We start from the raw sequence: 25,184 nt of genomic DNA, 5'->3' as shown, positions 1-25,184 counted from the left end.
ATTGTTAATTTACGTAGATTTTCCATTTCGCAATAAGCACAGGTAGGTAAGATGTTTCTAGACTATTTTGCACTTGGGTTACTCATCTTCGTTGCTTTAGTGATCTTTTACGGAATCATTGTCATCCATGATATTCCATATGAAATCGCCAAAGAGAGAGAGCACCCGCACCAAGACGCAATTCACTACGCTGGCTGGGTCAGCCTTTTCACTTTGCATGCGCTGTGGCCATTTTTATGGATCTGGGCAACATTATGGCGCAAGGAACGCGGCTGGGGTTTTAAACAACTAGAACAAGAAACACACGACATTCATCACCGCCTTGAAGAACTCATCGATGAAGTCAACGAACTCAAAAACGAAGTATCGATGTTGAAACAACAAAAGATTCAGCAAAAGCCTTTGCCTGAACAAAGTAAAGAGGACGAATAATGGACTTATTGCTGATTCTGACTTACGCAGCTCTTTGTATTGCCATTTTTAAAATTTTCAATATTCCTCTAAACAAATGGACCGTTCCAACCGCCGTACTTGGCGGCGTAGTGTTAGTGGGCACACTCGTGCTGCTTATGAACTACAACCACCCATTTACTCAATTGGGTAACCAAGTGTTCCCGACTACGCCTATCGTCTCTGGCGTGCGTGGCCGCGTGGTGGAAGTGCCAGTCCAGGCCAACCAACCGCTCAAAACGGGCGATATTCTTTTCAAAATCGATCCTGTGCCTTTTGAAGCAGAAGTTGCTCGCCTGGAAGCGAAAGTCAAAGAAGCAAGCCAAGGTGCGTTGGGCTTAGAGTCTGATCTAAGAGAGGCAGAAGCTGCTGTATTGAAAGCGCAAGCGGACAGAGATAAAGCACAAAGGGAATTTAGCCGATATCAAAGGGGCTTTGATCGTGGCGCGTTTACTGAACAAGATTTGGATACTCGACGCCAAGCGTATAAAGCGGCAGAAGCCATGTTAGACGTTGCGATTTTGCAACAAGAACAAGCTCAAATCGCTCTGGACTCTGAAATCGGAGGCGAAAATACCCAAGTCGCGCAACTTCTTGCCGAGCTGCGTAAAGCAGAGTTTAACCTAGGGCAAACCGTCGTTCGTGCGCCAACCGATGGTTACGTTACGCAATTGGCTTTGCGTCCTGGTGTTATGGCTGTGCCGTTGCCACTTGCCCCGGCAATGACCTTCGTACATACCGAAGACATTACGTACACCGCGGCATTCAGACAGAACTCATTACAACGCTTGAAGCCAGGCTTTGAAGCAGAATTTATGTTCCGCGCAATTCCGGGCAAAGTGTTCCGTGGCGAAGTCATTGACGTGATTCCAGCCATTGGTGAAAGCCAAATTCAAGCGCGAGGCGCTCTGCTTGGGACTGATGCCTTGCGCACGAGCGGACGTGTTTTTGCGAAGCTGAAAATTACCGACGACTTGAGTGGATACCACCTACCAATGGGTACTGCGGTTGAAGTTGCAGTTTATTCAGACAGCTTTACTCACGTATCAGTGATGCGCAAAGTGCTTATTCGTATGAAGAGCTGGCAGAACTATTTATACCTCGACCATTAATGAACATATAGCGCATTCATTTATTGGTAAAAATAACATCAAACCGTGTAATCAGGGGCTGACGATCAGCCCCTGATTCATTCTAGCCATCCAGATAGATAGCATTCCCACTTTTATTAATATTCTGTATAATGCGCGCCTTATTTTTAATGCTTGCTAAAACCAAAGCCAGTCAAAGGGATGCGTGAATCAAATCACACATTTCCTGAAGAAAAATAGAGCAAACAATAAGCAGCTTGGTTGTTTTGAATATATGTTACACAATCAAATAACTAACGCTTTCCAACAATATAAATGAACGTTCTTTAAAATCGACTATTGAACTGAGGTTATCTATGAATCTTTCCGCTAAAACTGTTGTGGTTATTGCAATCGGTGCTGCTCTTTACGGTATCGGTGGCTTACCTATGTTTGGCATCCCTGTGTTTGCAAACACAACGCTAAAACCAGCAATGGCAGTATTAGCATTGTTCTCAGTACTATTTGGACCACTTGTTGGCTTCTTGGTTGGTTTTATTGGTCACTGGGTTACTGACCTATTTGCAGGTTGGGGCGTATGGCTCACTTGGGTACTTGGTTCAGGTATTGTTGGTTTGATTATCGGTCTATTCCCTTCTCTAACGCGCTACCGTTTGGAGAAAGGTGATTTCAATATGAAAGACTTCGCGTTATTCGTAGTACTTGCGCTATTAGGCAACGTATTTGGTTACGGTTGCTCTGCATTCCTCGACACGATTTTATACGCAGAACCGTTCACTAAAGTGTTTACCCAGCTTTCTATTATCGCGATCGGTAACACCATTCTTATTGCTATTGTTGGCTTCTTCATTCTTAAGTCTGTCGCTAAACGTAACAAGCAAAGCCGTAACTTAACAGAGGCTTAATGTCGAATGACAATCGAATTTTCTAACTTCTCTTTTAGATATGAGTCGCTGGACAAACCGACGCTAAAAAATATCAATCTAAGGATAGAGAAAGGAGAGAAAATCGTCATTATCGGTCCAAGTGGTAGTGGTAAATCTACCCTTGGGCAATGTCTTAACGGACTGATCCCACACGCAATCAAAGGGGAAACCAGTGGAACATTGACCATCAATGGTCAAGACACCGCCCCTTTCGACATGCACCAATACACTGAGCAAGTTGGCACCGTACTGCAAGATACGGACAGCCAATTTGTCGGCTTGAGCATTGGCGAAGACATCGCATTTGCGCTGGAGAACCAGCTAACTTCAAATATCGACATGTACCCATTGGTCAAAGCCACGGCCAAAATGGTCGACTTGGAACAGATGCTAGAACGCTCACCCCACGATTTATCTGGCGGGCAGAAACAGCGTGTTTCTTTGGCGGGCATTCTCGTCGATGATGTCGATATCCTTTTGTTTGATGAACCACTAGCTGCGCTTGACCCTAAAACGGGTAAAAAAACCATCGAGATCATCGATGATCTACACCGCGAAACGGGCAAAACCATCGTAATCATTGAGCATCGTCTTGAAGACGTTCTGCATTGCTCAGTTGACCGTATTATCTTGATGGAAAGCGGCAAAATCATTGCCGATACAACGCCAGATGAAATTTTAGCGTCGCCTCTGCTAGAAGATTACGGCATCCGTGAACCGCTTTATATTTCAGCACTGAAAGAAGCAGGCTGCGCGATTGAGGGCGATGCAAAACCTTCTAGCTTAACTACCTTACCGTTGGAGCAATATAAACCGGCAGTACAAGCATGGTTTGATGGTTCAAAAGCACAACCGCCCAAAACGCCAGCCGAGATTTTGCTTGAAGTCCGTGGCCTCACCTATTCTTACGACGGTGAGAAAAACGCGTTAGAAGACGTGAGTTTTGACATCAAACGTGGCGAGTTTGTCTCTGTACTTGGCAAAAATGGCTCGGGTAAATCGACCATCACCAAACTGATTATGGGCGTTATTGAAGCGGATAGCGGCTCAATGAGCATGAATGGTCAAGATCTTAACGAACTGACCATCTTCGAGCGTAGCCAGAAAGTGGGTGTGGTGATGCAAAACCCGAATCACATGATTTCCCATCACATGATTTTCGACGAAGTGGCCTTCGGCCTCCGTAATCGTGGCGTTGAAGAGAAACAAATCGAAGCTAAAGTACTTGAAGTCCTTGAGCTGTGCGGTTTGAGCAAATACCGTCACTGGCCAATCGAAGCATTGAGCTACGGCCAGAAAAAGCGCGTAACCATTGCGTCAATTTTGGTATTGGAACCTGAGCTTCTGATCCTTGATGAACCGACGGCAGGTCAGGACTATCGAAACTACACGTCTATGCTGAGTTTCATCGAAAAGCTCAATCGCGAGTTGGGCGTAACCGTGATGATCATCTCTCATGACATGCATTTAGTGCTGGAATACACCACGCGCTCTATCGTGATTGCAGACAGTAAATTAATCGCGGATGCACCAATGACGCAGGTATTCAGCAGTCCAGAGCTACTAGACCAAGCAAACCTCACCACAACAAGTCTGTTTGAGTTGGCTACGAAAGTTGGCATCGAAGACACCAATGGCTTTATGCAGCACTTTATCAATGTAGAAAAAGCGCACCGCCAACAAAAAAGCGACGACGTAAACCAACCAGAGAAAGCTGTGGCATGAAAGACAATAAGATGAAGTTTGGTATCAACTACATCGATACCCAATCACCACTTCATAAGTTGAATGGCATTACTAAGTTCTTGCTTTTCATTGCTTGGGTAACGGTGGTGTTGACCACATTTGACTTGCGAATCATCGCGCTGTTGATCGTGCTTGGTGTAGGCTTATTGAAAATGACCAAAGTGCCCTTTCATGTCTACAAACCGCTGTTATTCGGTACAGGCACGGTATTGCTGATCAATGCCCTGTTTATGTTCGCGTTAGCACCGCAACAAGGTACTGAGTTCATGGGCTCATCAACGGTTTTACTCTCGTTACCCGGTAATTACTCGCTCACTCAAGAGACGTTGTTTTACCTAGTAACAGTGACGTTGAAATACTTCAGCATGTTTCCAATCGCGTTGGTGTTTGTATTTACCACTCACCCGACGGAGTTCTCAGCCAGCTTGAACCGCTTGGGTGTACCTTACAAAATCGCCTATGCCGTAAGCTTAACGCTGCGCTACTTGCCGGAAGTGAAAAAGGACTTTGTTAACATCATGCACGCGCAACAAGCACGCGGAGTAGAACTGAGCAAGAAGGCTCCGTTGTTCACCCGTATGAAGAACGTCGCGAAGATTCTTGGACCTCTGATTTTCTCTAGTTTAGACAGAGCCGATCAAATCTCAAACGCGATGACGCTACGTGGTTTTGGCCGCCACTCCTCTCGCACTTGGTACAGCTTAAAACCACTGACCAAAGCCGATATGATCTGCATGGCTGGGATTGCGGTGATAGTGATTGCTGCGATCAGCAAGCGTGTGATGGACACACAACTGTTCTGGTATCCGTTTTAAATTCTGAAGCTTCAAACTGAACATAACGTGGTTAGTGTTGTGACCACGTTATCTTCCGTCTTTCCCCTCGATAACTCGCCTGTTGGCTTCTTGCTTGCAAGTATTCAAAAGAAGCGGTAATTTCAGCGGCTCGCTGATGTGCCAGAAAGTTGCTTATTCAAACGACCAACATGAACTAAACTCATCAGTTTTATCAGGGGCTTAATGATCAACTGCGCACTGCCTACAATGAAAAGCCAAGTACCACTTTCAATCAACGAATCATTCAAAAAGAAAAAGCTACCAATTAAAAACCAAATAGCAATGAGTAGGTCGTTTGCAGCACCTAACGCCTCATAGCGGCGCTGAATAACGATGTGACGGCTTCCTAGATCTAAATCCAACTCTCTGCCATGTATCTGCACTGTATAGCTCCCCTCTTATTGTTTCGCGTCAGTTATGCCCAAGTTATTTCGAAATACTTAGTTCTAAACCCTAACGGACGTGGCATGCATTGACAACCATTGGGGGGGATTATCTATTTGCAATCAAAAGAAAAGGGCGCATAAGCACCCTTTTCAGCGAGTCTAATTACAGGTATTCGCTTTAATGATTAGATAGTGAGTACCAACTTAACTCCACTTCAACAAGCGAGTTTCGTTGCCTTCTTCCGGCTTCGCTGGAATATTGAGTGACAACAGCAAGCTCACTGCTGCCATACCAGCGCCGATGTAAAATACGCTCGCAGGTGAAACAAGCCAGATGACACCAAACGTAACAGGTATTACAACTGCAGCAATATGGTTAATCGTAAACGCAACGCCTGCGGTCGACGCCATATCTGCTGGGTCGGCAATTTTCTGGAAGTAGGTTTTAATCGCAAGCGCTAACGCGAAAAATAAATGATCGACAACATACAATGCTGCCGCCCACTCAGCCGTTTGTACCAAACCGTACCCGACGAACACGAAGATCAAACCGACGTATTCAAACATCAACGCTTTGCGCTCACCAACAACGCCGATAAAACGGCCTATTCGCTTCGCAAACAAGAAGTTAAAGACATAGTTAATCAGGAACAACAACGTAATATCTGCGGCGGAGTAACCAAACTTTTCTACCATCAAGAAACCAGCGAACACCGTAAAAATTTGACGGCGTGCTCCACTCATAAACGTAAGCGCATAGTATAACCAGTAACGTTTACGCAGGATGAGCTTCTTGTTCTGAGGCACTTTTGTCTTAAATTGTGGGAAGGCAAATGCCATCACCAAAATGAGCACAAAACCTAAACCACCAGCCATTAAATAGACCGTTTTAAAATCAAGTTTGAGCTGTTCGAGCGAAACCCAAATGGCGCCGTAGGTAAACAGAGAAGCCAAAGCTCCAACAGAAATAAACTTACCCAGCATTTCTGGCGCTTCTTCTTTAGATAGCCATTGTAAAGACAAAGACTGCTTGAGTGTTTCAAAGTAATGGAAGCCGGTGGACATTAACAAGGTTGTAAAAAGTAGACCGTACAAAGTGGGAAAATAACCTGTTAATGCCGTACCAAGCGTAAGCATCGCCAAAGAGACGAGCATAAAGCGTTGCTCTCGGATAAACAGCAATACAAACACGGCGGTAAAGGCCAAAAAACCCGGAATTTCACGCACACTTTGCAATAAGCCTATGTCGGCACCATCAAAGTTTGCTTTCTCGATAACAAAGTTGTTCAACAACGCCATCCAGGTAGAAAAAGCAATGGGCACGATAATGGAAATTAACAGGAGGAAATTTTGCGGCGTTCTCCAGCCGTGCGATGAGGTAGTCATGATGTTTCCTTTAAATATGAAGGCATCATCATAGCTTTAAATGTAACAAATTCGCAATATCATTATTATTTTCAACCCAGAGCAAGCAGATATGGCTGAGGGATATTGTTATGAAGACAAACATCGCACTTAACTCCTTGGCTAAGCGCGATGTTCAAGTATCAAGAGAAATAAAGCATGAGTAAATGTGCTCAGTGGCTTAATCAATGACTTTTACTGATAGGCGATTTTTAAATTCAAACACATGTTCTGGACATACATCCAAACAACGACCACAGCTAATGCAGTTTTGATCCATTATTCGACGATCTCCCTCTTTCAAAGGCTGCCGAAGCACTTCTGGTTCTGGGCAAACGTAAAAGCAATCCATGCATTTGGTGCAATCTTCGCGGCGAACAGCAGTAACGCGCAACAGGCTTTTTCGGCCTATCACGCCATAGGTAGCCCCCAGTGGACATAAGTGCCCACACCACCCATGCTCAACCAAGAGTAAATCCAACACGAACACTAGGGCGATCAACACCCAACCTGCGCCCATACCAAACACCAACCCGCGATGCAGTGCCGCCACTGGATCTAACCATGTCCAAAGAATTGCGCCAGACAGCGCACTGCCCAACATCAAAACAGGGATCAGCCAATAACGAATCACGGGAGACCAACGATAGCTCGCTTTAATGTTGAACTTTCGACGCAACCACGCCGCCAAGTCTGTAACGATGTTCAACGGGCACACCCAAGCACAAAATGCACGCGGCGCCAAAATCGCGTAAAACGCAACGACGATCACTACGCCTAACAACGTATTAAACTCCGGAACATGCCCTGTCGCCAAAGCTTGAAGCACAATTAACGGGTCACTTAACGGCACGGTATCGAGCAACATACTTGATGACAGATTACCAGTTAGAATTCCCAGCGTCGGCCCAGCCATAAACAGCGCAATGATGGTGAACTGACATAGCCGACGTAAAATCAAAAACCGATGCGCGCGCCACCAACCAAGCTTTTCAAGCGCTTCTTTGCCAGCATTTTGAGCTAAATTCTTTGCCATTACTTACCTCCTTTTAGCGATTCAAGCGCACCTTCCGGTACAGGCGTCTCACTAGGGAGGATATTTTCGAGTGGTTTGTCGATCTCTTTCCAACCAAAATTGTAGTGGCTGCCCACTTTGCCTTTCGCCAAATCCGTCGGGACGACTTTAATAGCAGCGACATCCAACACGCACGCTTGTTCACACTTACCGCATCCGGTACACACTTCCGAATTCACTGTAGGGATAAGTTTGGCGTGATAGCCAGTTCGATCGTTGTGAACCATCTCTAACGTGATGGCTTCATCAATCAGCGGACAAACGCGATAACAAACATCGCATCGTAACCCTTGCCAGTTAAGGCAAGTTTCATGGTCAATAAGAACCGCTGTACCCATTCGAGCATCATCAATATCGGTTAATTTCGGATCCAGCGCCCCACTCGGACAAGCGACAACACAAGGAATGTCTTCGCACATTTCGCAGGGAATATCGCGTGCAGTAAAGTAAGGTGAGCCAGTCGCGACGGGTGAAAGTAATGTCGCAAGTTTCAAGGTATCGTAAGGACATGCCTGAACACACAAGCCACATCGAATACAAGCTGATTCGAAATCGCCTTCCGGCAGTGCACCAGGCGGACGAATAGGCACACCTTTGGTTTCTCGAGCTTGGCTTTGTAGCGATTGTAAGCCCAATACACACGCAGCTGCGCCAACACCAGCCGCAGTTCGAGCTGTATCACGCAAAAATCGGCGCCGACTTTGCGATATTTTAGATTGAGAGGATTTCATGCTATTTCCTCAACAAAACTCCCTTATCAAGTTAAGCATAAATAGCCCTAAACGTGTCGTTTCCCTATACCTCATAGGAGGTAACCCTATCCTCTATTGATTCAAGTCAACTGATGCACAGTGCCGTCGTCACAGTTTGACTAAATGCGTTTATTTACTGCGACATGAAATTCACCACGATACTCTGCAGTACGCGCCATTCTCAGTACAATAATTCAACACCTTTGCAATCTACTCGCTCAATTCGATGATAAATCACTACTAAAAATTCAAAAAATGACATCATAACAAGCTAATTTAAAAGGCATTTATCCATTAAACATAAAAAAAACACTATCCAAATAAGAAAACTGTGGTTAGATTAAAAATTAAAACTAAAAAGCGAAGGAGAGAGGCATGGAAATTATCGTACGTCCAACGACCGTCGAAGACGCAGCGGCACTCGTAGAAATCTATTCACAACCAAAAGCACAACGTGAAACCCTGCAACTCCCAAAGCCTTCGCTCGCGATGTGGGTGGAAAGATTGTCAAACATACCTGATGGTGTTTATAGCTATGTCGCTGAAATTGATGGTAAAGTCGTCGGAAATATTGGCTTTCACCACTCTCTACGTCCAAGAACGATGCACACGGCATCGTTTGGCATCGGAGTACATGATAGTTTCCATGGACTCGGTATTGGTAGCAAATTGATAGAAACAGTCACTGAACTAGCAGATAACTGGTTAAATGTGAGAAGAATTCAGATAGAGGTCAATGCCGATAACGACGCCGCCATTGGGCTTTATAAAAAGCATGGATTTCAAATTGAAGGTGAAGCGATTGACGGTTCCTTCCGTGATGGTGAATTCATCAATACCTATTACATGGCGCGCATCAGACCAGGCCAAAGATAAAACAAAGCCTCCTACTAATTGGAGGCTTTTCTTTTTAAACTTCGACTCACTTTCGTAAGTAAGCCAACGCTCTGCGAGTCAATGCTTCTGTGTAGGGATTGATCTTCCAGTGGTCGGGACTCCAACCTTTCACAAATCGCTGAAAGTCTGCCCAAGCCACAGCAAACAAAGGACGCCACTCACGCTCGACTTCATTAGGGTCAAGATTCGGTTGATAGACAATTAGCGCGTGTTGCAACTGAGCAAAATACGTATCCAAAACCCAAACTTCCATCTCTGCACAACGTTCTGGCTTAACGGCGCTACTCATAAACAGTGCCACATCTTTCATTGCACACCCACATCCAACGTATTGAAAGTCAACCGCAACAACGCTTGATTCTTCTTCATCAAAACAGAAGTTCGCCAATTTGGCATCACCGTGTACTAGTGTTTTAAACTTAGCTTGCGAAAGCGTTTGATCAATCAATTGAGCCGCATTTTGTAGCTCAGTGTCTTGCAATGCTTCAAGCTCGTCGGGTCTGGTTGCTAAGTGCCAGTATGTTCCGGTATGCCACAACTTATCCGAACGAACATCGATGTATCGCGCATGAAAGTTCGCCAACCAAGTGAGGCAGGCTTGTAGATGCTCTAGCTGTGCATCTGTGATGACTTTTGGAAAGCCCACCTCGGCGAGATCTTCCATCACAATGAGCCATTCATTCTCCGATTGGAACGTTTTTAGACCTTGTGGTACTCGGCAGCGAGTATCCACCCCTCCGGAAAAATACTCATACCAATTCACTTCCACCTGATAAGAGTGCAACTTTCTTTGATGAGAACGGTCCGTATTCCAGCCTCTAGGATGCTCTGAAGGCTTAGGGAGTTTTACATGCTTAATGATCACTGAACCAGTAGAATAAGTAACTCGGACTAACTCCCCATAGCCTCCCCATAGCGATTGTATGACTTCTACAGAGCGGTAATTACCGAGATTGAGTTCCTGGCCAATATTTTGGTAGCGTTGGTGGTTGTTACTCATCATGTGAGCAGATGTGACCACGTTTGGTTCTTCTCCATGTAGTGAATAACATATGGGCAAACTGGTTTGATTTGATAACCGAGTGACTCAATTTCTGGCAACACCGCTTCCATCATCACTTTTCCGTACCCCTTACCTCGCAGTGCTTCAGGAACAACCGTTGATGTAATGTGCATGACATTACCCTTAAGCTGATAAATCACCTTGGCTTTATAACCCTGCTCTAAATCAACCCAGAATGTACTATTCGTGGTCTCATGAGTTACTTTATGCATATCTTGCTCTCTAATTTTTGTTACAGATTGATTGAATCAAACTATATCACTGAATAAAATCGATACCATGCGAGAGTGCTGCTTCGCCTCACGCGATTACCTTCTTACATCAGGTACGACAATTATAATGAGAAATATGAGCCCAATTGCCAGAGACGGCAAGCTACCTCTGCAAAGCAAGAAGGCACCAGAACGTCAGGCAAGTACATTAAATAGCACCGATGCAATGGCAATGGTCGAACACGGCAGTGAAGTGAGCTTAAACGTCACCACCCCCGTTGGTACAAAGTTTATTACAACCAGCACATTTGTTGGCTGTCACTCAAATAATACTGCATTGATAGAGGTTCCGAACATCTCTGATGAAGACTTGAAGTTCTATTTTCAGGAAGGCTTTTGGATCAATGTAAAAGCCTACTCTCATCGAGGTGAAGGGGCCGTTATCCCATTTCGGGCCCAATTGCAGCATCGACTAGGCGATCCGTACCCAATTTTGGTGCTAGACCTACCCAACACTATGCAGGTCTTTCAGCTTCGCAAAGAAGTGCGTTACGAAGTAAATTTGAGAGCGCGTGTTTGTTTAGAAGCCTATCGAACTGAATGCGAAATAAGAGATTTATCTCGTAGTGGCTGTCGTTTTGTAACATCACCGATGAGCCGACCACTTCAGGTTGGTGACCACGTTTCATTGGATCTAACGATGCCCGGAGAAAGTCGTATGCTAGCGCCGTTGCGAGGTCGTATTTGTAATTTACAAAAATCAACGCACTATGCTCGCTACGGAATGGAGTTTGATGAGGCTGGTAAAAACAACGCTAAAAACCTCCTCAGTCACCTCAAATTTGATGGTACTAAGCTCACACTAAAAAGATAGATTTGATAACCCCTATCGCTTATCAAGAAGCTTTGAAGTGCTAGAAAACAAGAAACCCCTTACTTTTCAGTAAGGGGTTTTATTTACTAAGAATAAGGCAGTATCTTAGATAAGAGTCATGACTTAGAAGTCGTAACGTAGACCTAGCGCTAGCTCATCTTTTTCAGCCGCGCCTTCGTTATCCATTAGATCGAAGTTGTATGATGCGTAGCCACGGAAGTTAGGCTTGAAGTAGTAAGTTACATCAACAGCTAGGTTTTCTACAGTATCTGCGTCTTCTAGTTCACCTTTGTTGAACGTAGAAGTGAATACAGTTTGACCCATAGTGTAAGCAGCGGCTAGTTCGTAGCCTTTGTAATCAAAAGTCTTACCTGCAACATCCATATCCGCGCCAGTGTAGTTACCAGCGAAGTAGAAGTCACCTACAGAGTATGCAGCTACCAGCATGAACTCATCGCTGTCGTTTTGATCTGCGTAACCAGCACCTAGTTCAAAACCAGTGTTAGCAAACGCGTAAACACCAGATAGAGAGAAGCCATCTTCCTCGTTGTCTGTAAAGCCTTGTGCATCTGTTGTGCGATCAGCAAAACGGTAGCTAGCACGTACAGCTAGTTGCTCGAATTGGCCTTTGTAAGACAGCATGTTATCTGTACGGTCAGAAACAGGCAGTTTAAGTGCTGCTGTGTTACCGTGGTAAGCCATAATGTCAGTAAAGTCAGTAAGAACCACTAGTGCGCCGTCGTTTTTACCGTAAGTTACTTCACCGTATTTGCCACCCAGCCCCGCATAAGCGTAACGAGTTTCAAGACTGTCTGTCTCACCAACTTTGTTACCTTTAGAATCAAATACATCATAAGTTTCAGTTACAAACTCACCTTCCCAAAAACCAACGCCGTATAGGTTTTCATTGATTTCCTGTTTGCCTAGGAAGTTAAGACGGATGCGAGTACGGTCTTCTGCCTTACCATCCATCATAGAAAGACGCGCTTCAGCGCGGCCGCCCATCTCAAGAGAAGTGCCATCTTGGTTGTATAGTTCTGAAGCGACAACTTGAGATCCTGATGCCATTAGCGCCACTGCTACAGCTAAAGTTTTTAATTTCATTTTTATTTTCCATATCATTGTTTTATATGTGTTTTCTCACCAGAAAAACAGGACTTTTCTGTACCAACGAGAAAACTGGCGGCATAGTAGCAGCTGTTATTTTTCACGCAACGTGTTGAATAAACAGCGCTTATAGAAGAAAACACCACTTAAAATGACGATATGAATACCTCTCAACCATCAAGTTATCGGTTGAGTTAAAAAAAATGTTCGCGTCAAAAAAAAATTGACGAAAAAAATGTAAAAACAATATCACAAAACGTGACATTGCCCGCAAAAAATCTTGTTAACTAACTGTTTTAGATAGACTTATTGATAATAAATCCGATTATTACAAACAAAAAAATCCCTGAGCATTCACTCAGGGATTTAGAGATTTGATAAGTAGATGATGAATTAAAGCTTAAAGAAACTTAATTGCTCTTTCTGCTTCTCTGCAAGTAATGAAAGCTCAGTACTCGCACTTGCACTCTGGCTGATGCCCGCTACATTTTGGTTTACAAGCTCCGACATGTTAACCACGTTGCGATTGATATCTTGAGTAACTTGAGACTGCTCTTCGGCTGCGGTTGCTACTTGCGTGTTTGAATCGTTGATGTTGGCGACCGACTCGGTAATTCCAACCAACGCTTCATTCGCTTGTTGCGTCAGCTCGTTGTTGCGGCTAAGCATATCAAGGCTGACTTGCATACTGTCATTCGCCAGCCCAGACTGCGCTTGAAGCTCTTCAATGATCGTTTGGATCTCTTGTGTCGAGTCTTGAGTACGCGCTGCTAGCATGCGTACTTCATCAGCTACTACCGCAAAACCACGACCAGACTCACCAGCTCGCGCCGCTTCAATCGCAGCATTCAATGCTAGCAAGTTGGTCTGCTCAGATACGCCGCGAATCACTTCAATAACATCGTTGATCTGTACAGATTGCTCTTTTAGACGCAAAACAACTTGCGCTGCATCGTTCAATGCTTGAGACATTTGCGCACTTGCTTCCGCACTTTCTTGGAAGATAGCCAAACCTGATTGAGCAAGTCCATCAGCTTCACGCGCTGTTGCGTCAGCAGAGGTCGCGTTATCACTCACATTATTCGCAGTACTTGCAAGCTCGTTAACCGCAGATGCAACTTGCTCGATCTCCGCCAACTCTTGTTGAGCGTTCGCTTCCGCTTGCGTCATTACCGCAGCTAATTCGGTCGATGCAGATGCAACTTCCTCACTAATACGGGTTAACTGGTCCACAGTGTTGTATAACTGCTCTGCGGTTTGGTTTACATCTTTGCTCAGCTTAGAGATCTCATTGTCCCCATCGACATCTGCACGTACTGATAGATTACCCATTGCTAACTGACGCATCACTTCTTGCAGCTTTTGGATTGGTGTAACAATCATGCCAGACAGGAACCAAGCGCCTATCAATGAGAAAGCAAATACCGCTAAAACCGTCAACATAGCGTTATTTTGCACACGTTCATTTTGCTGATGACTTCTGATAGTAGATTGTTCAGCTTGCTCGTTTACATGCTTTGATAGCGTGTTAATTTGTTGGACCATTTCTCGGCCAACATTGCGATACTCTTTGACAAATGCACGGTACTCGCTATCCGATTTCAAACCTTGATCGTATTGGTTGAAGAAAGCAACTGAGCGCTCTGAATATCGCACATAGGATTCAATTGCTTGGCGAACTTTAACGGCATCGTCACGGAATAGGTTTCGGGCTTCAATTGCGCTTAAATCGGCATCAACTTGCTTTAAGCCTTCTTTCAATTCGGTTAGAAAATTCTCACGACGAGAAGCATCGTAAATAGCGTAAACCGCGCTTATGCGCAGAGGGTAAATTTGGTCGTCAATACTCGCCAATGTGTCTTTGTGAAAAACCAAAGATTCTTGGTTGGAAGCAATAACATCTTGCTCTGCTTGAAGATTGTTTTTAGTAATCCAAAGAGCAATAAACAAAACAATCGCGGTAAATAATACCGGAACCAAAATTTGCGTTCGTACTGACAAATTTTTCAGTGATAACTGCATGACAGGGCCTCAGTTGTATGCGTGATGTCTATATCCAAACAAACTCGAGCAGTGCTTATAACAACGTTACTTTTCGGCAGTTTGAATATCTATGCTTCCTTGCGACGGGATAAATCCCAGACGAATAAACAAGTGGCGAATATTAGAGGTCGATCACACTTTTGTCTAGTACAAAAACTCTCCATTTTCAATCTGTTATTGACAATATCCCGACAGTAGCGTCGGGATATTGTCGTTATGATAAATTATGATCACTTATGATGAGATACATTCACATTTAGGACGGTTTCAGCCTATTTTCTCAACGAATTGAGCTTAGCTTGAGCAAGGCCAAAAATGGTATCGATTGGATAAGAGCCTTCATCGGTTGGCTCACCAGCAACTTTCCCCGTAAACAATTCGATAGCTTCAGTAACATGGTCAATCGCCCAAATATTAAACTCGCCTTTTTCGACTGCTTTCACGATGTCGGAACGAAGCATTAGATTGTGAACATTAGAGCGCGGAATAATGACCCCCTGCCCGTCATGACGACCTTTAATTACACACACATCATAAAAGCCTTCGATCTTTTCGTTTACGCCACCAATAGGCTGAGCTTGACCAAATTGATTCATCGACCCTGTTATCGCAATGTCTTGTCGATTTGGTTGCTTTGAAAAAGCAGACACAACCGCACATAACTCAGCCATGCTGGCACTATCACCATCAACACCACCGTAAGATTGCTCAAAGGTAATGGTTGTCGTTAATGGCACTCGTGCCGTTTTACCAAATACGGAAGATAAGTAGGCAGACAAAATCATTACGCCCTTAGAGTGAATACTGCCACCCAAATCCACGCTGCGCTCGATATCGATAACATCCCCATCACCGTAACACGTCGTCGCTGTGATGCGATTCGGTGCACCAAACATGTAGTCACTAGTGCTCAATACCGAAAGTGCGTTCACTTGGCCTACGGCTTCTCCTTCGGTGCGAATCAGCGTTGTGCCGTTAATAAAGGTTTCCATTACGTTATCGCGTAATCGGCTTACTCGCATTTCTTGGTTATTGAGCGCCTCTTCAACATGCCCAATACGGATCATGTTAGAGTTGGCTTGACGAGCAACGTAGTTCGACTCTCGAAGCAAGTTGGCGATATTAGCCGAATGTAGAGATAGCTTGGATTGGTCGCCAGACAAACGTGAGCTGTATTCGATGATCCGAGCAATGGCTTTGCGATCGCAATGCAGCATATTGTTGTCATGCACCACGCTAGAGATAAAGCGCGCGTAATGCAGCTCAGACTCCGGCGTACGTTTCATTTCGTCTTCGAAATCTGCCGTCACACGGAACAACTCGCTGAACTCTGGATCGTAATGTTGGAGTAATTGGTAAGTTCGGTAATCACCAAATAAGATAATTTTGATATCAAGCGGAATCGGTTCAGGATCGAGTGATACCGCCCCCGTCAATGTGACTTCTTTTTCTAGAGACGTAAAACTCAATTGACGAGCACGCAATGCGCGCTTCAAACCATCCCAAACGTAAGGCTGTTCAAGTACTTTCTGAGCATCCATTAATAGAACGCCGCCATTCGCCTTATGCAAGCTCCCTGCACGAATCAGCGAGAAGTCGGTAAACACCGTTCCCTTGAAAGTGGCAGTCTCAATCGACCCGAAGAGTGAATGATAGTTGGGATTTTCTTCAACAACGATAGGAAATTCGCTGCTTTTACGGCTTACCAAGACGTTCACTTTATAACGACGTGGCAATTTTTTATCCAAGGATGCCGTCGCAATTTCGCCTTGCTCGCCACTTTGGTCAAGGAAGATATCTGCGTTTTCAACAATATCTTTTTGCAGCTCAGTTAAGTAGGTTTTGATTTCGGAATATTGCGCGTAATCCACTTTGAGTTTTTTGATGAAGTGAGTAATCACATCAAGCGTCACTTCATCATTGAGCTTTTTGATTTTATCGCTGTATGTCTCTTCCCACTCCGTAAGCTCACGAACCATCGAGCGCAATCGCACTTCGAGTTCATCAATAGCATCGCTGAATTGCTCTTGTTCTTTTTTGCTTAGTACATCAAAAGACTCTTCCGTATGAAGCTCATCACCGTTCATGGCGACAAACTGATAATCCCCCTGTGTAGTCAGTGTTAGGCTGATGCCTTTTTCTTTTGCCTCTCGACTAATACGATCCAGCTCGTTTTGTTGCTTAGCTGCCAATTGATTTTTTAATCGCTCAGCGCGGCTAAAGTACATTTCATTGTCGAATGCTAGGGGTAAAGCATTCAATAATTTGCCCATTAAAGCTTCAATATCAACACGTAGCTTATTTCCGATACCACAAGGCAGCTTTAATACCTTTGGTGTACGGGTATCCTCAAAGTTCGCAACGTAACACCAATCAAACAGGGCTGCTGCATCGTGTTGGTGACGATTCAGATAGCGCAAGATCATGGTGCGTTTACCTAGCCCATTCTGACCAATGGCGTAGATGTTATACCCTTTCTCTTTGATGGACATCGCAAACTCGACCGCTTTTTGCGCGCGCTCTTGGCCCACGATTTCATCAATTGGAGGTAACTCCTTGGTCGACTTACATGGCATATTCTCTAGATCTGCTACAGAATATAGCTGCTTAGCTTCCAATCTTAGTATTGCCATATCCACTTCCTTTTTTCTTATTTTCGTTATTTGAGTGTAGAGATTATTTGCTTAATTTTAAGTGATTTACCTTCCACCCTAGATTGATTGGACATTTTATGAACACATAAGTGATATTAACACGCACTTGCAATTGATAATCAATTTCATTTAATATCTAAACAAATCAAATGTTGTGGAGATGGATATGAATATTGAGCAATGCTGGATGCGCTACTTAAAAGCGGAGCAACTGATGGAACAAGGCCATTGGCCAGAAGCTCATCGTTTATATGACGACGTGCTCAACAATCTACCCAACCACATTCATCTAGCGCTAGAAAATGCACAAACTAAACCTTGCCAGTTTGTATGTCTCATTACGGGGCTTAGAGATGCCAGCGTGACGCAATCAGAGATTCTCAACAAACTCGGCTTACAGCATGATGCGTTCTCAATACTCAATCAAACTTACGCGCTATTTCAATTTTTGCAGCTAGAGAGCCATGAACTGATTGAGCGCGTAGGTCACCTACTTGGTCAACAGAGCGAAGACTTGTTAGCTCACATGGCGGCATTTTGCTCTGCCCAACGTAATGCTCAATGGATGATAGAACTCGAGCACGTAACGCGCGCGCATGAGCAGTTCTTACATTTGCAAGCAATGAGTTCGGCAAAATCTTCGCCTTCTCACCTGTATAATTAATCTAAAGCTCAAGCATTGAGGCCAGCTAGGTTTATGCTGTCCATTGCTTGAGTATCATTTGCTTTATCAACCACAAGGATCTGTGATGTCTTCTAAAACCATTCTTTCGGTGAACAACCTATCAGTCAGCTTTACGACAAACGATGGGATCGTCGATGCAGTAAAGAATGTTAGCTTCGATTTAAAAGCAGGCGAGACGCTGTCCATCGTTGGCGAATCTGGCTCTGGCAAGTCAGTATCAACCAATGCACTGATGAAACTACTGCCAGACAACGCTATTTTGCATGAAAGCTCATCCATCATGTTTGAGGGTAGCTCCATCTTGGATAAAACAGAGCGTGAAATGCAAAGTATTCGCGGTGATCGCATTGGCATGATTTTTCAAGAGCCGATGACCTCACTAAACCCGTACATGCGGGTGGGTATCCAAGTCGCTGAGGCCATCATGTGTCACCGCCCGGTCGACAGACGAACAGCAAAAGCAAAGGTGTTAGAGCTGTTTGAATTGGTTCATATGCCAAACCCAGAAAAAGCGTACAACAAGTACCCACACGAATTTTCTGGTGGTCAATTGCAACGCATCATGATTGCGATGGCACTGATTAACGAGCCCGATATTTTGATCGCCGACGAACCTACAACAGCGTTGGATGTCACGGTTCAAGCAGAAGTGTTGCACCTGATTAAAGAAATTCAGGCTCAGATGGGCATGGCAATCCTATTTATTACTCATGACTTAGGCGTCGTAAAACACTTTGCAGATCGTGTCATTGTGATGTGTAAAGGAGAAGTCGTCGAAGAAGGCGAAACGCAAACACTCTTCGAGGACCCAAAGCACGAATACACACGTATGCTAATCAACTCGATTCCTAAAGGCAGTAAGGAGCCTATTAGCGAAAGTGCTACACAGCTTTTAAAGGCCGACGATATACGAGTCAAATTCTTGGTAAAGTCGCATTTTATTGCGAGCAAAAATGAGTACTTCGAAGCGGTAAAAGGCATTTCTCTTGAGCTTAAACAAGGAGAGACCCTCGGGATCGTTGGGGAGTCCGGTTCAGGTAAGTCTACACTCGGCCGAGCTTTGATAGGTCTACTGCCTTCAACTGGCAAAATAGAATATAAAGGCCAAGATATGGCCTTGCTGACAAACAAAGAACGTTTTGAGCTGAAAAAAGACGTTCAGATGGTATTCCAAGACCCTTATGGTTCGCTTTCTCCTCGTATGACTATCGGCGAGATCATCACAGAAGGATTAACTGTCCACCAACCAATGTTGAGTAAAAAAGAACGTATGCAGAAAGCGCGCGACGTGCTCCGTGAGGTCCGCTTAGATCCCGCGTCCATCAACCGTTATCCGCACGAGTTTTCAGGAGGCCAGCGTCAGCGTATTGCTATAGCGCGAGCACTGATCCTTGAACCTTCGTTTATTCTGCTTGATGAGCCAACCTCTGCATTAGACCGCTCGGTGCAACTGACAGTGATTGACCTTCTGAAAGATTTGCAGAAAAAACACAATATTGGCTACTTGTTTATTAGCCACGATCTATCAGTAGTTAAAGCACTCTCTGATCGTGTTCTAGTCATGCAAAAGGGCGAGGTCATGGAACAAGGTACGGCCGAAAAGATTTTCCAAAACCCTAAAAATGACTACACGAAAAAACTGATAGATGCCTCATTTGATCTTGAAAACAGTGAAAATCAGCACAATGCGGCTTAGGTTCATCACAGTTTCATATTCATAAACTAGGATTAAGAAAAGGTGATAAATTCATCTTGTCTTAAGAATGGCGTAGCTGCCTTTCGGTTTGGCCGCCGAGACTGGTTGGTTCAAGAGTCAGACTTAGTCAACCTGGCTCAAATACTGGCAAACAGTATGAATTGAGTTCCCCCAACCATGAAAAATGCCGCGACACTGTCGCGGCATTTTTTTATTCTCAGAAGCTTCGAACAACTAGGGCATTAAATCGACTCAATACCCATATTATGTAACGTAAATGCATACACGTCTGTGGTGAGGTCAATTTGCTTACTCAGCGGCATTCCTGCACCATGACCTGCATTGACATCAATGCGTATTAATACTGGATTAGCGCCTTGCTGCTTGTCTTGCAGCTCCGCAATAAACTTGTACGAATGTGCTGGAACCACACGATCGTCGTGATCGGCGGTTGTCACCAATGTCGCAGGATATTGCACGTTTTCTTTTACATTGTGAACAGGAGAGTAGCCAAGCAAGTATTGGAACATCGCTTCGCTTTGCGAAGACGTGCCATAGTCATACTTCCAGCCTTCTCCAGACGTAAACGTGTGGTAACGCAGCATATCAAGCACACCAACCGCAGGCAGCGCGACTTTGAATAGTTCAGGGCGTTGCGTCATACACGCTCCAACTAACAAACCACCATTAGAACCACCGCGAATCGCTAGGCGATCCGAGCTCGTGTAGTCGTTTTCAATCAGGTATTCCGCCGCCGCAATAAAGTCATCAAACACGTTTTGCTTTTGCTGCTGAGTGCCTGCGTTGTGCCAGGCTTTACCGTATTCACCACCGCCTCGCATGTTGGCGACAGCGTAAATACCACCCAATTCTAGCCAGTTGGCTACATTGCCAGAAAACATTGGAGTGAGGCTGATGTTAAAACCGCCGTAACCATACAACATGGTTGGTGCTCTACCATCAAGTGCAATGCCCTTCTTGTATGAAATGATCATCGGTACTTGCGCGCCGTCTTTTGAGGTGTAAAACACCTGTTTTGATTCATACTCATTACGATCGAACGGTGCCTTTGATTCCTGAAACAGTGTCGATTCACCAGATTCGACATCAAATGAGAAAATCGTCGGAGGCGTCACGTAGTTAGTGAATGTGTAATAAAGTGTGGTTTCTTCTTTTTTACCCGCCAGACCATAAGCCGTGCCTTCTCCCGGCAATTGTACATCTCGAATCCACTCACCTTGGTAGTTAAACTGCTGCACTTTAGAAAGCACATCTACCATATAAGTCGCAAACAGATAACCGCCACCTTTGCTGATTTCTAACGGCTGTTCTTGTTCAGCAATCACGTCAGCCCATTGTTCTGTCTGAGTGTTGTAGCTGACAACTTTGCCATTCGGCGCGTCTAGGTTGGTGTAAAGCAGCAAGGTTGCGTCTTGGCTATCAATTAAGTAGGTGTCGCCTTGCGTTGTATCGCGCAGCGTCACAATTGCCTGTAACTCAGACTGTAAATCAATATAAAACAGACGATTACCCGATGTGGATTCTGCGCCAGAGATAATGAGGAAGCGATCGTCTGTCGTCGTCGTACCAGACACATAACGATGAACTTGCGTATCCAACTCACCAAAAATCACTTTATCTTCAGATTGAGGGGTACCAAGTTCATGATAATAAAGCTTGTGATGCTCAGTTCGAGCAGACAACTCGCTGCCTTGCGGCTTATCGTAGCTTGAGTAATAGAAGCCTTTGCTGCCCAGCCAAGAAATCGACGTAAACTTCGCATCAACAATCTCAGGCTCTAACTGTTCTTTGGTTTCCGTATCAATGACAAAGATCTTACGCCAATCACTACCCCCTTCTGAGATGGAATACGCGACCAAACGGTAGTCTTTAGAGAAGCTGACTTCGCCAAGAGAGGTCGTGCCCTCTTCGGAGAAAGTATTTGGATCAAGGAAAACCTCGGCTTCTCCCTCGCCTTTACGCCGATACAATACGCTTTGGTTTTGCAAACCGTCGTTTTTGTAGAAGTAGGTGTAGTCACCACGTACAAATGGCTGGGAATATTTTTCGTAGTTTTGACTGTTCGCCACTAAGTCACGGATTTGTTGGCGGTACGGTATCTGACCAAGGAAATCGAAGGTGACCGAATTTTGACCCGAAACCCATTGTGCGGTTTCTTCACTGCGATCATCTTCTAACCAGCGATAAGGGTCGGCAATGTCGTGACCAAAATAAGTGTCCACGACAGAATCTTTACGTGTTTTTGGGTAATGCATAACGTCCGTGTTACTCCGTTGTTTTTATTAAGTTGTTTATCTTCAATCGTTTTATTGCGGTGATTACCTTAGAGCACCCAATTTTGATTTCAACGACATTGTTTTAGATCTATGAAGAACCTAGAAATAATGAGATATCGTTAAGTACCGGTCACGAATGTGCTCAATAAGCAGCTTCACTTTGTTCGGTGGTTGACGAGTAAACGGATACACCGCGTAGATACCCAACTTTTTACCTACTAATTCAGGAAAAATATCCACCAGTTGGCCATTACGAATATCGTGATACACCAAGCAGCGCGGGACGTAAGCAATACCATGGCCGCCCAGAGCGGCTTTACGTAATGCGGTCGCGTTATCAGTAGAAAAGCAGCCCGATACTTTGACGATGTAATTGCCATCTTCTCCTTTAAACTCCCAATCCGTTGCACCTGTGGTTTGGTAAGCGTATTGCAGACAATTGTGCGTGGTGAGATCAATCGGCTCGATCGGTTTCCCATTTTTCGCAATATAAGAAGGGGACGCGCATACCACCCATTGGGAATCGAGAATATGTCGTGCGATCAAACTGGAGTCGGCTAGGTAGCCAGTTCGAATGACTAAGTCGTAACCATCAGCCACTAAATCGACAAAGCGGTTATCCAATGACATGTCCACGGTCAGACCCGGATGAAGGTTACAAAACTCGGCAACAGCATCAGCAAGTATCAAATCTCCAGAGATGCACGGCACGGACATTTTTATATGACCGCTCACATTCTCTCCAAAGCCTGCAACAGCATCCATAGCCTCCTGAGTGGCCTGCTTCACATTTTTAGCACTGTGGAGTAACACCTTACCTGCCTCGGTCAAGGTTAATTTGCGCGTTGTTCGATATAATAGCTGAGCCCCTATTTCTTCCTCCAACCTCGCCATTCTTTTGCTAACTACCGAATTTGTAAGGTTATTTGCCTCTGCAACCTTACTAAAGCTGCCAAGTTCGATTACTTGAGAAAATAGGATTAAGTCGTCTGCTCTCATACCATTATGTCACTTTTGGAATTAATTATTTTCATTATTTCCCTATATCAACAAAAAATAAAGGAGTAAATTCACGCCAAATTAACAAAACCATTACAACAAAAAGTCACCTCTACAGCGGATTGACACCGTTCGAGAAGTCAGCGTACGAAGGATGTACAAATGAGTGAAACCCTACTTGCCCTAGTGGCATTTTCGCCAATTGTTGTTGCCGCCATCTTATTGGTTGGTCTCAACTGGCCTGCTAAAAAAGCCATGCCTGTTGCGTTCGGTCTAACCGTCGCTATCGCACTAATGTTTTGGGATATGTCAGCCAATCGCGTACTGGCTTCCGTATTCCAAGGACTCGGCATTACTGTCTCTGTTCTATGGATCGTGTTTGGTGCCATCTTCTTGCTCAACACTTTAAAACACACTGGAGCTATCACCACAATCCGTAATGGATTTACCGATATTTCGGCTGACCGCCGTGTACAAGCCATCATCATTGCTTGGTGCTTTGGCTCGTTCATTGAAGGCGCATCTGGGTTCGGTACCCCTGCAGCAATCGCTGCACCACTACTGGTTGCAATCGGCTTCCCTGCGCTAGCCGCTGTCCTTATGGGCATGATGATTCAGTCAACGCCTGTTTCATTCGGCGCGGTAGGCACGCCTATCATCGTAGGTGTAAACAAAGGTTTAGACACCCATAACATCAGTGAGTCGTTGGCCGCACAAGGTGCAACGTGGGAAATGTACCTGCAAGATATCACAGCGCACGTTGCTGTCATTCACGCAGTCGTAGGTACGATGATCCCAGTATTAATGGCGATGATGTTAACACGTTTCTTCGGCAAGAACAGAAGCTGGAGTGAAGGTCTGGATATTCTACCATTTGCGTTATTCGCTGGTATCTCTTTCACCGTTCCATACGCGTTAACCGGTGTTTTCTTAGGTGCAGAGTTCCCTTCACTTATCGGTGGTTTGGTTGGTCTGTCTATCGTTGTTACCGCAGCGAAAAAAGGCTTCTTAGTACCAAAGACTAAGTGGGATTTCGAAAGCGAAGACAAGTGGCCTGCAGAGTGGTTAGGCTCGCTAAAAGTCGATCTAAACGACAATCCGGGCAAGCCAATGAGCATCGTAAAAGCTTGGGTTCCATATGTAATGCTGGCAGTTATTCTCGTCGCAAGCCGCGTAAGCCCTGAGCTGAAAGGCTTTGTACAAAGCGTAAGTTTGTCGTTCAGCAACATTCTTGGTGAGACTGGCGTTAGCGCTGCGATTCAGCCGTTATACCTTCCTGGAGGCATTCTGGTGTTTGTCGCACTACTTGCTGCAATGTTACAAAGCGGTAGTGTAAAGCCATTGCGTGAAGCGTTTGGCGAGTCAAGCAAAACACTGATTGGGGCGGGTTTTGTCTTGGTATTTACCATTCCGATGGTTCGTATCTTTATCAACTCAGGCATCAACGGTGCTGACCTAGCAAGTATGCCCGTCACAACCGCAAACTTCGCCTCTGACCTTGTTGGTTCTGCGTTCCCAGCGCTGAGTGCCACCGTTGGTGCACTGGGTGCGTTCATCGCTGGCTCAAACACGGTATCAAATATGATGTTCAGCCAGTTCCAATTCGAAGTGGCACAAACGTTGTCTATTTCGAGTGTGATTGTTGTATCACTCCAGGCCGTCGGTGCTGCCGCAGGTAACATGATTGCGATTCACAACGTTGTTGCCGCATCAGCCACGGTAGGTTTGCTTGGTCGAGAAGGCGCAACATTGCGTAAAACGATTATCCCTACGTTCTACTACATTGTAATGACAGGCATTATTGGATTGGTGCTGATTTATGGCTTCCAAATGACAGATGTCTTGATGAAGTAACGCGAAATGCAGGGTTTACAGCCCTGCCTAATTTGACACAGCTGTCTGCACTACTACCCCGACATGTTGATTTAGCTTGCTACATCAATTCCCCCGACAGCTGTGTCACCCTTTCCAGTTTGCATAACTGATTGAGT

General features: G+C 44.9%; 21 protein-coding genes. 10 read left to right on the top strand and 11 right to left on the bottom strand.

All coding sequences use genetic code 11. The annotated features are described in order from the left end of the window. The first annotated feature begins 51 nt into the window (after positions 1–51). The 5 genes from IJ23_RS15395 (at position 52) to IJ23_RS15375 (ending at position 5,028) form a co-directional block, all read left to right on the top strand. Positions 52–432, top strand: coding sequence for a DUF3302 domain-containing protein (locus IJ23_RS15395; protein WP_005375135.1), 381 nt, complete (start codon positions 52–54; stop codon positions 430–432). Then, a complete protein-coding gene (locus IJ23_RS15390) occupies positions 432–1,562 on the top strand; it encodes an HlyD family secretion protein (protein ID WP_033906721.1) in 1,131 nt (376 codons plus the stop codon). Before IJ23_RS15395 ends, IJ23_RS15390 begins: the two co-directional genes overlap by 1 nt. A gap of 335 nt (positions 1,563–1,897) precedes the next feature. Beyond that, the gene (locus IJ23_RS15385; RefSeq protein ID WP_005375133.1) at positions 1,898–2,446 is read left to right on the top strand and encodes an ECF-type riboflavin transporter substrate-binding protein; all 549 of its coding nucleotides are present in this window, start codon (positions 1,898–1,900) and stop codon (positions 2,444–2,446) included. A 6-nt stretch (positions 2,447–2,452) separates the two neighbouring features. After that, entirely contained in the window at positions 2,453–4,192 is a 1,740-nt protein-coding gene (locus IJ23_RS15380; protein WP_033906720.1) for an ABC transporter ATP-binding protein, read from the top strand. Beyond that, positions 4,189–5,028, top strand: coding sequence for an energy-coupling factor transporter transmembrane component T family protein (locus tag IJ23_RS15375; protein WP_033906719.1), 840 nt, complete (start codon positions 4,189–4,191; stop codon positions 5,026–5,028). Before IJ23_RS15380 ends, IJ23_RS15375 begins: the two co-directional genes overlap by 4 nt. A gap of 122 nt (positions 5,029–5,150) precedes the next feature. Here IJ23_RS15375 and IJ23_RS15370 read toward each other — a convergent pair whose 3' ends face one another. From IJ23_RS15370 to napG, 4 genes are all read right to left on the bottom strand, one after another. Beyond that, a complete protein-coding gene (locus IJ23_RS15370; RefSeq protein WP_025768568.1) occupies positions 5,151–5,432 on the bottom strand; it encodes a YrhK family protein in 282 nt (93 codons plus the stop codon). 207 nt (positions 5,433–5,639) lie between these two features. Next, a complete protein-coding gene (locus IJ23_RS15365; RefSeq protein WP_005375129.1) occupies positions 5,640–6,821 on the bottom strand; it encodes an MFS transporter in 1,182 nt (393 codons plus the stop codon). A gap of 199 nt (positions 6,822–7,020) precedes the next feature. Then, on the bottom strand, positions 7,021–7,875 hold the full coding sequence (gene napH, locus IJ23_RS15360; RefSeq protein WP_033906718.1) for a quinol dehydrogenase ferredoxin subunit NapH: 855 nt from the start codon (positions 7,873–7,875) through the stop codon (positions 7,021–7,023). Next, positions 7,875–8,645 carry a ferredoxin-type protein NapG gene (napG, locus tag IJ23_RS15355; RefSeq protein WP_005383947.1) on the bottom strand — a complete coding sequence of 257 codons (771 nt, stop codon included), beginning with the start codon at positions 8,643–8,645 and terminating at the stop codon, positions 7,875–7,877. Before napG ends, napH begins: the two co-directional genes overlap by 1 nt. A gap of 396 nt (positions 8,646–9,041) precedes the next feature. On the opposite strand from napG, the gene IJ23_RS15350 reads away from it, so the two are divergent. Continuing rightward, positions 9,042–9,542, top strand: a complete 501-nt coding sequence (locus IJ23_RS15350; RefSeq protein ID WP_017820512.1) for a GNAT family N-acetyltransferase — start codon at positions 9,042–9,044, stop codon at positions 9,540–9,542. 46 nt (positions 9,543–9,588) lie between these two features. Here IJ23_RS15350 and IJ23_RS15345 read toward each other — a convergent pair whose 3' ends face one another. Both IJ23_RS15345 and IJ23_RS15340 read right to left on the bottom strand, forming a co-directional pair. Then, entirely contained in the window at positions 9,589–10,566 is a 978-nt protein-coding gene (locus IJ23_RS15345; protein ID WP_132936476.1) for a phosphotransferase, read from the bottom strand. After that, positions 10,563–10,838, bottom strand: a complete 276-nt coding sequence (locus IJ23_RS15340; protein WP_005375124.1) for a GNAT family N-acetyltransferase — start codon at positions 10,836–10,838, stop codon at positions 10,563–10,565. The genes IJ23_RS15345 and IJ23_RS15340 overlap by 4 nt, the downstream gene beginning before the upstream one ends. Positions 10,839–10,965: 127 nt before the next feature. Here IJ23_RS15340 and IJ23_RS15335 point away from each other — a divergent pair, with 127 nt between their 5' ends. Next, complete coding sequence (locus tag IJ23_RS15335; protein ID WP_050550098.1) at positions 10,966–11,712, top strand: flagellar brake protein; 747 nt, start codon at positions 10,966–10,968, stop codon at positions 11,710–11,712. A gap of 123 nt (positions 11,713–11,835) precedes the next feature. Here IJ23_RS15335 and IJ23_RS15330 read toward each other — a convergent pair whose 3' ends face one another. The 3 genes from IJ23_RS15330 to IJ23_RS15320 form a co-directional block, all read right to left on the bottom strand. Next, positions 11,836–12,816, bottom strand: coding sequence for a porin (locus tag IJ23_RS15330; RefSeq protein WP_005375122.1), 981 nt, complete (start codon positions 12,814–12,816; stop codon positions 11,836–11,838). A 396-nt stretch (positions 12,817–13,212) separates the two neighbouring features. Next, a complete protein-coding gene (locus IJ23_RS15325) occupies positions 13,213–14,841 on the bottom strand; it encodes a methyl-accepting chemotaxis protein (protein ID WP_005375120.1) in 1,629 nt (542 codons plus the stop codon). A 293-nt stretch (positions 14,842–15,134) separates the two neighbouring features. Continuing rightward, positions 15,135–17,495, bottom strand: coding sequence for a Lon protease family protein (locus tag IJ23_RS15320; RefSeq protein WP_005375118.1), 2,361 nt, complete (start codon positions 17,493–17,495; stop codon positions 15,135–15,137). A gap of 187 nt (positions 17,496–17,682) precedes the next feature. On the opposite strand from IJ23_RS15320, the gene IJ23_RS15315 reads away from it, so the two are divergent. After that, positions 17,683–18,180: a hypothetical protein gene (locus tag IJ23_RS15315; RefSeq protein ID WP_005375116.1), complete on the top strand. Its 498-nt coding sequence runs from the start codon at positions 17,683–17,685 to the stop codon at positions 18,178–18,180. Positions 18,181–18,265: 85 nt separating this feature from the next. Beyond that, positions 18,266–19,897, top strand: coding sequence for an ABC transporter ATP-binding protein (locus tag IJ23_RS15310; RefSeq protein WP_017635486.1), 1,632 nt, complete (start codon positions 18,266–18,268; stop codon positions 19,895–19,897). Between the two features lie 242 nt (positions 19,898–20,139). Here the strand turns inward: IJ23_RS15310 and IJ23_RS15305 are convergent, their stop codons facing one another. Beyond that, on the bottom strand, positions 20,140–22,173 hold the full coding sequence (locus IJ23_RS15305) for a prolyl oligopeptidase family serine peptidase (protein ID WP_033906715.1): 2,034 nt from the start codon (positions 22,171–22,173) through the stop codon (positions 20,140–20,142). Between the two features lie 120 nt (positions 22,174–22,293). Next, positions 22,294–23,193: a LysR family transcriptional regulator gene (locus tag IJ23_RS15300; RefSeq protein WP_005375112.1), complete on the bottom strand. Its 900-nt coding sequence runs from the start codon at positions 23,191–23,193 to the stop codon at positions 22,294–22,296. A 162-nt stretch (positions 23,194–23,355) separates the two neighbouring features. On the opposite strand from IJ23_RS15300, the gene IJ23_RS15295 reads away from it, so the two are divergent. Continuing rightward, positions 23,356–25,047 (top strand): L-lactate permease, encoded by a 1,692-nt coding sequence (locus tag IJ23_RS15295; RefSeq protein ID WP_033906714.1) that lies wholly within the window; start codon positions 23,356–23,358, stop codon positions 25,045–25,047. The last annotated feature ends 137 nt before the right edge of the window (positions 25,048–25,184 follow it).

Source organism: Vibrio sp. OY15 (assembly GCF_000742455.1).
Lineage (GTDB): Bacteria > Pseudomonadota > Gammaproteobacteria > Enterobacterales > Vibrionaceae > Vibrio > Vibrio alginolyticus.
Note: the sequence above shows the minus strand (reverse complement) of the source record. Positions and strands in the feature narration are given on the sequence as shown.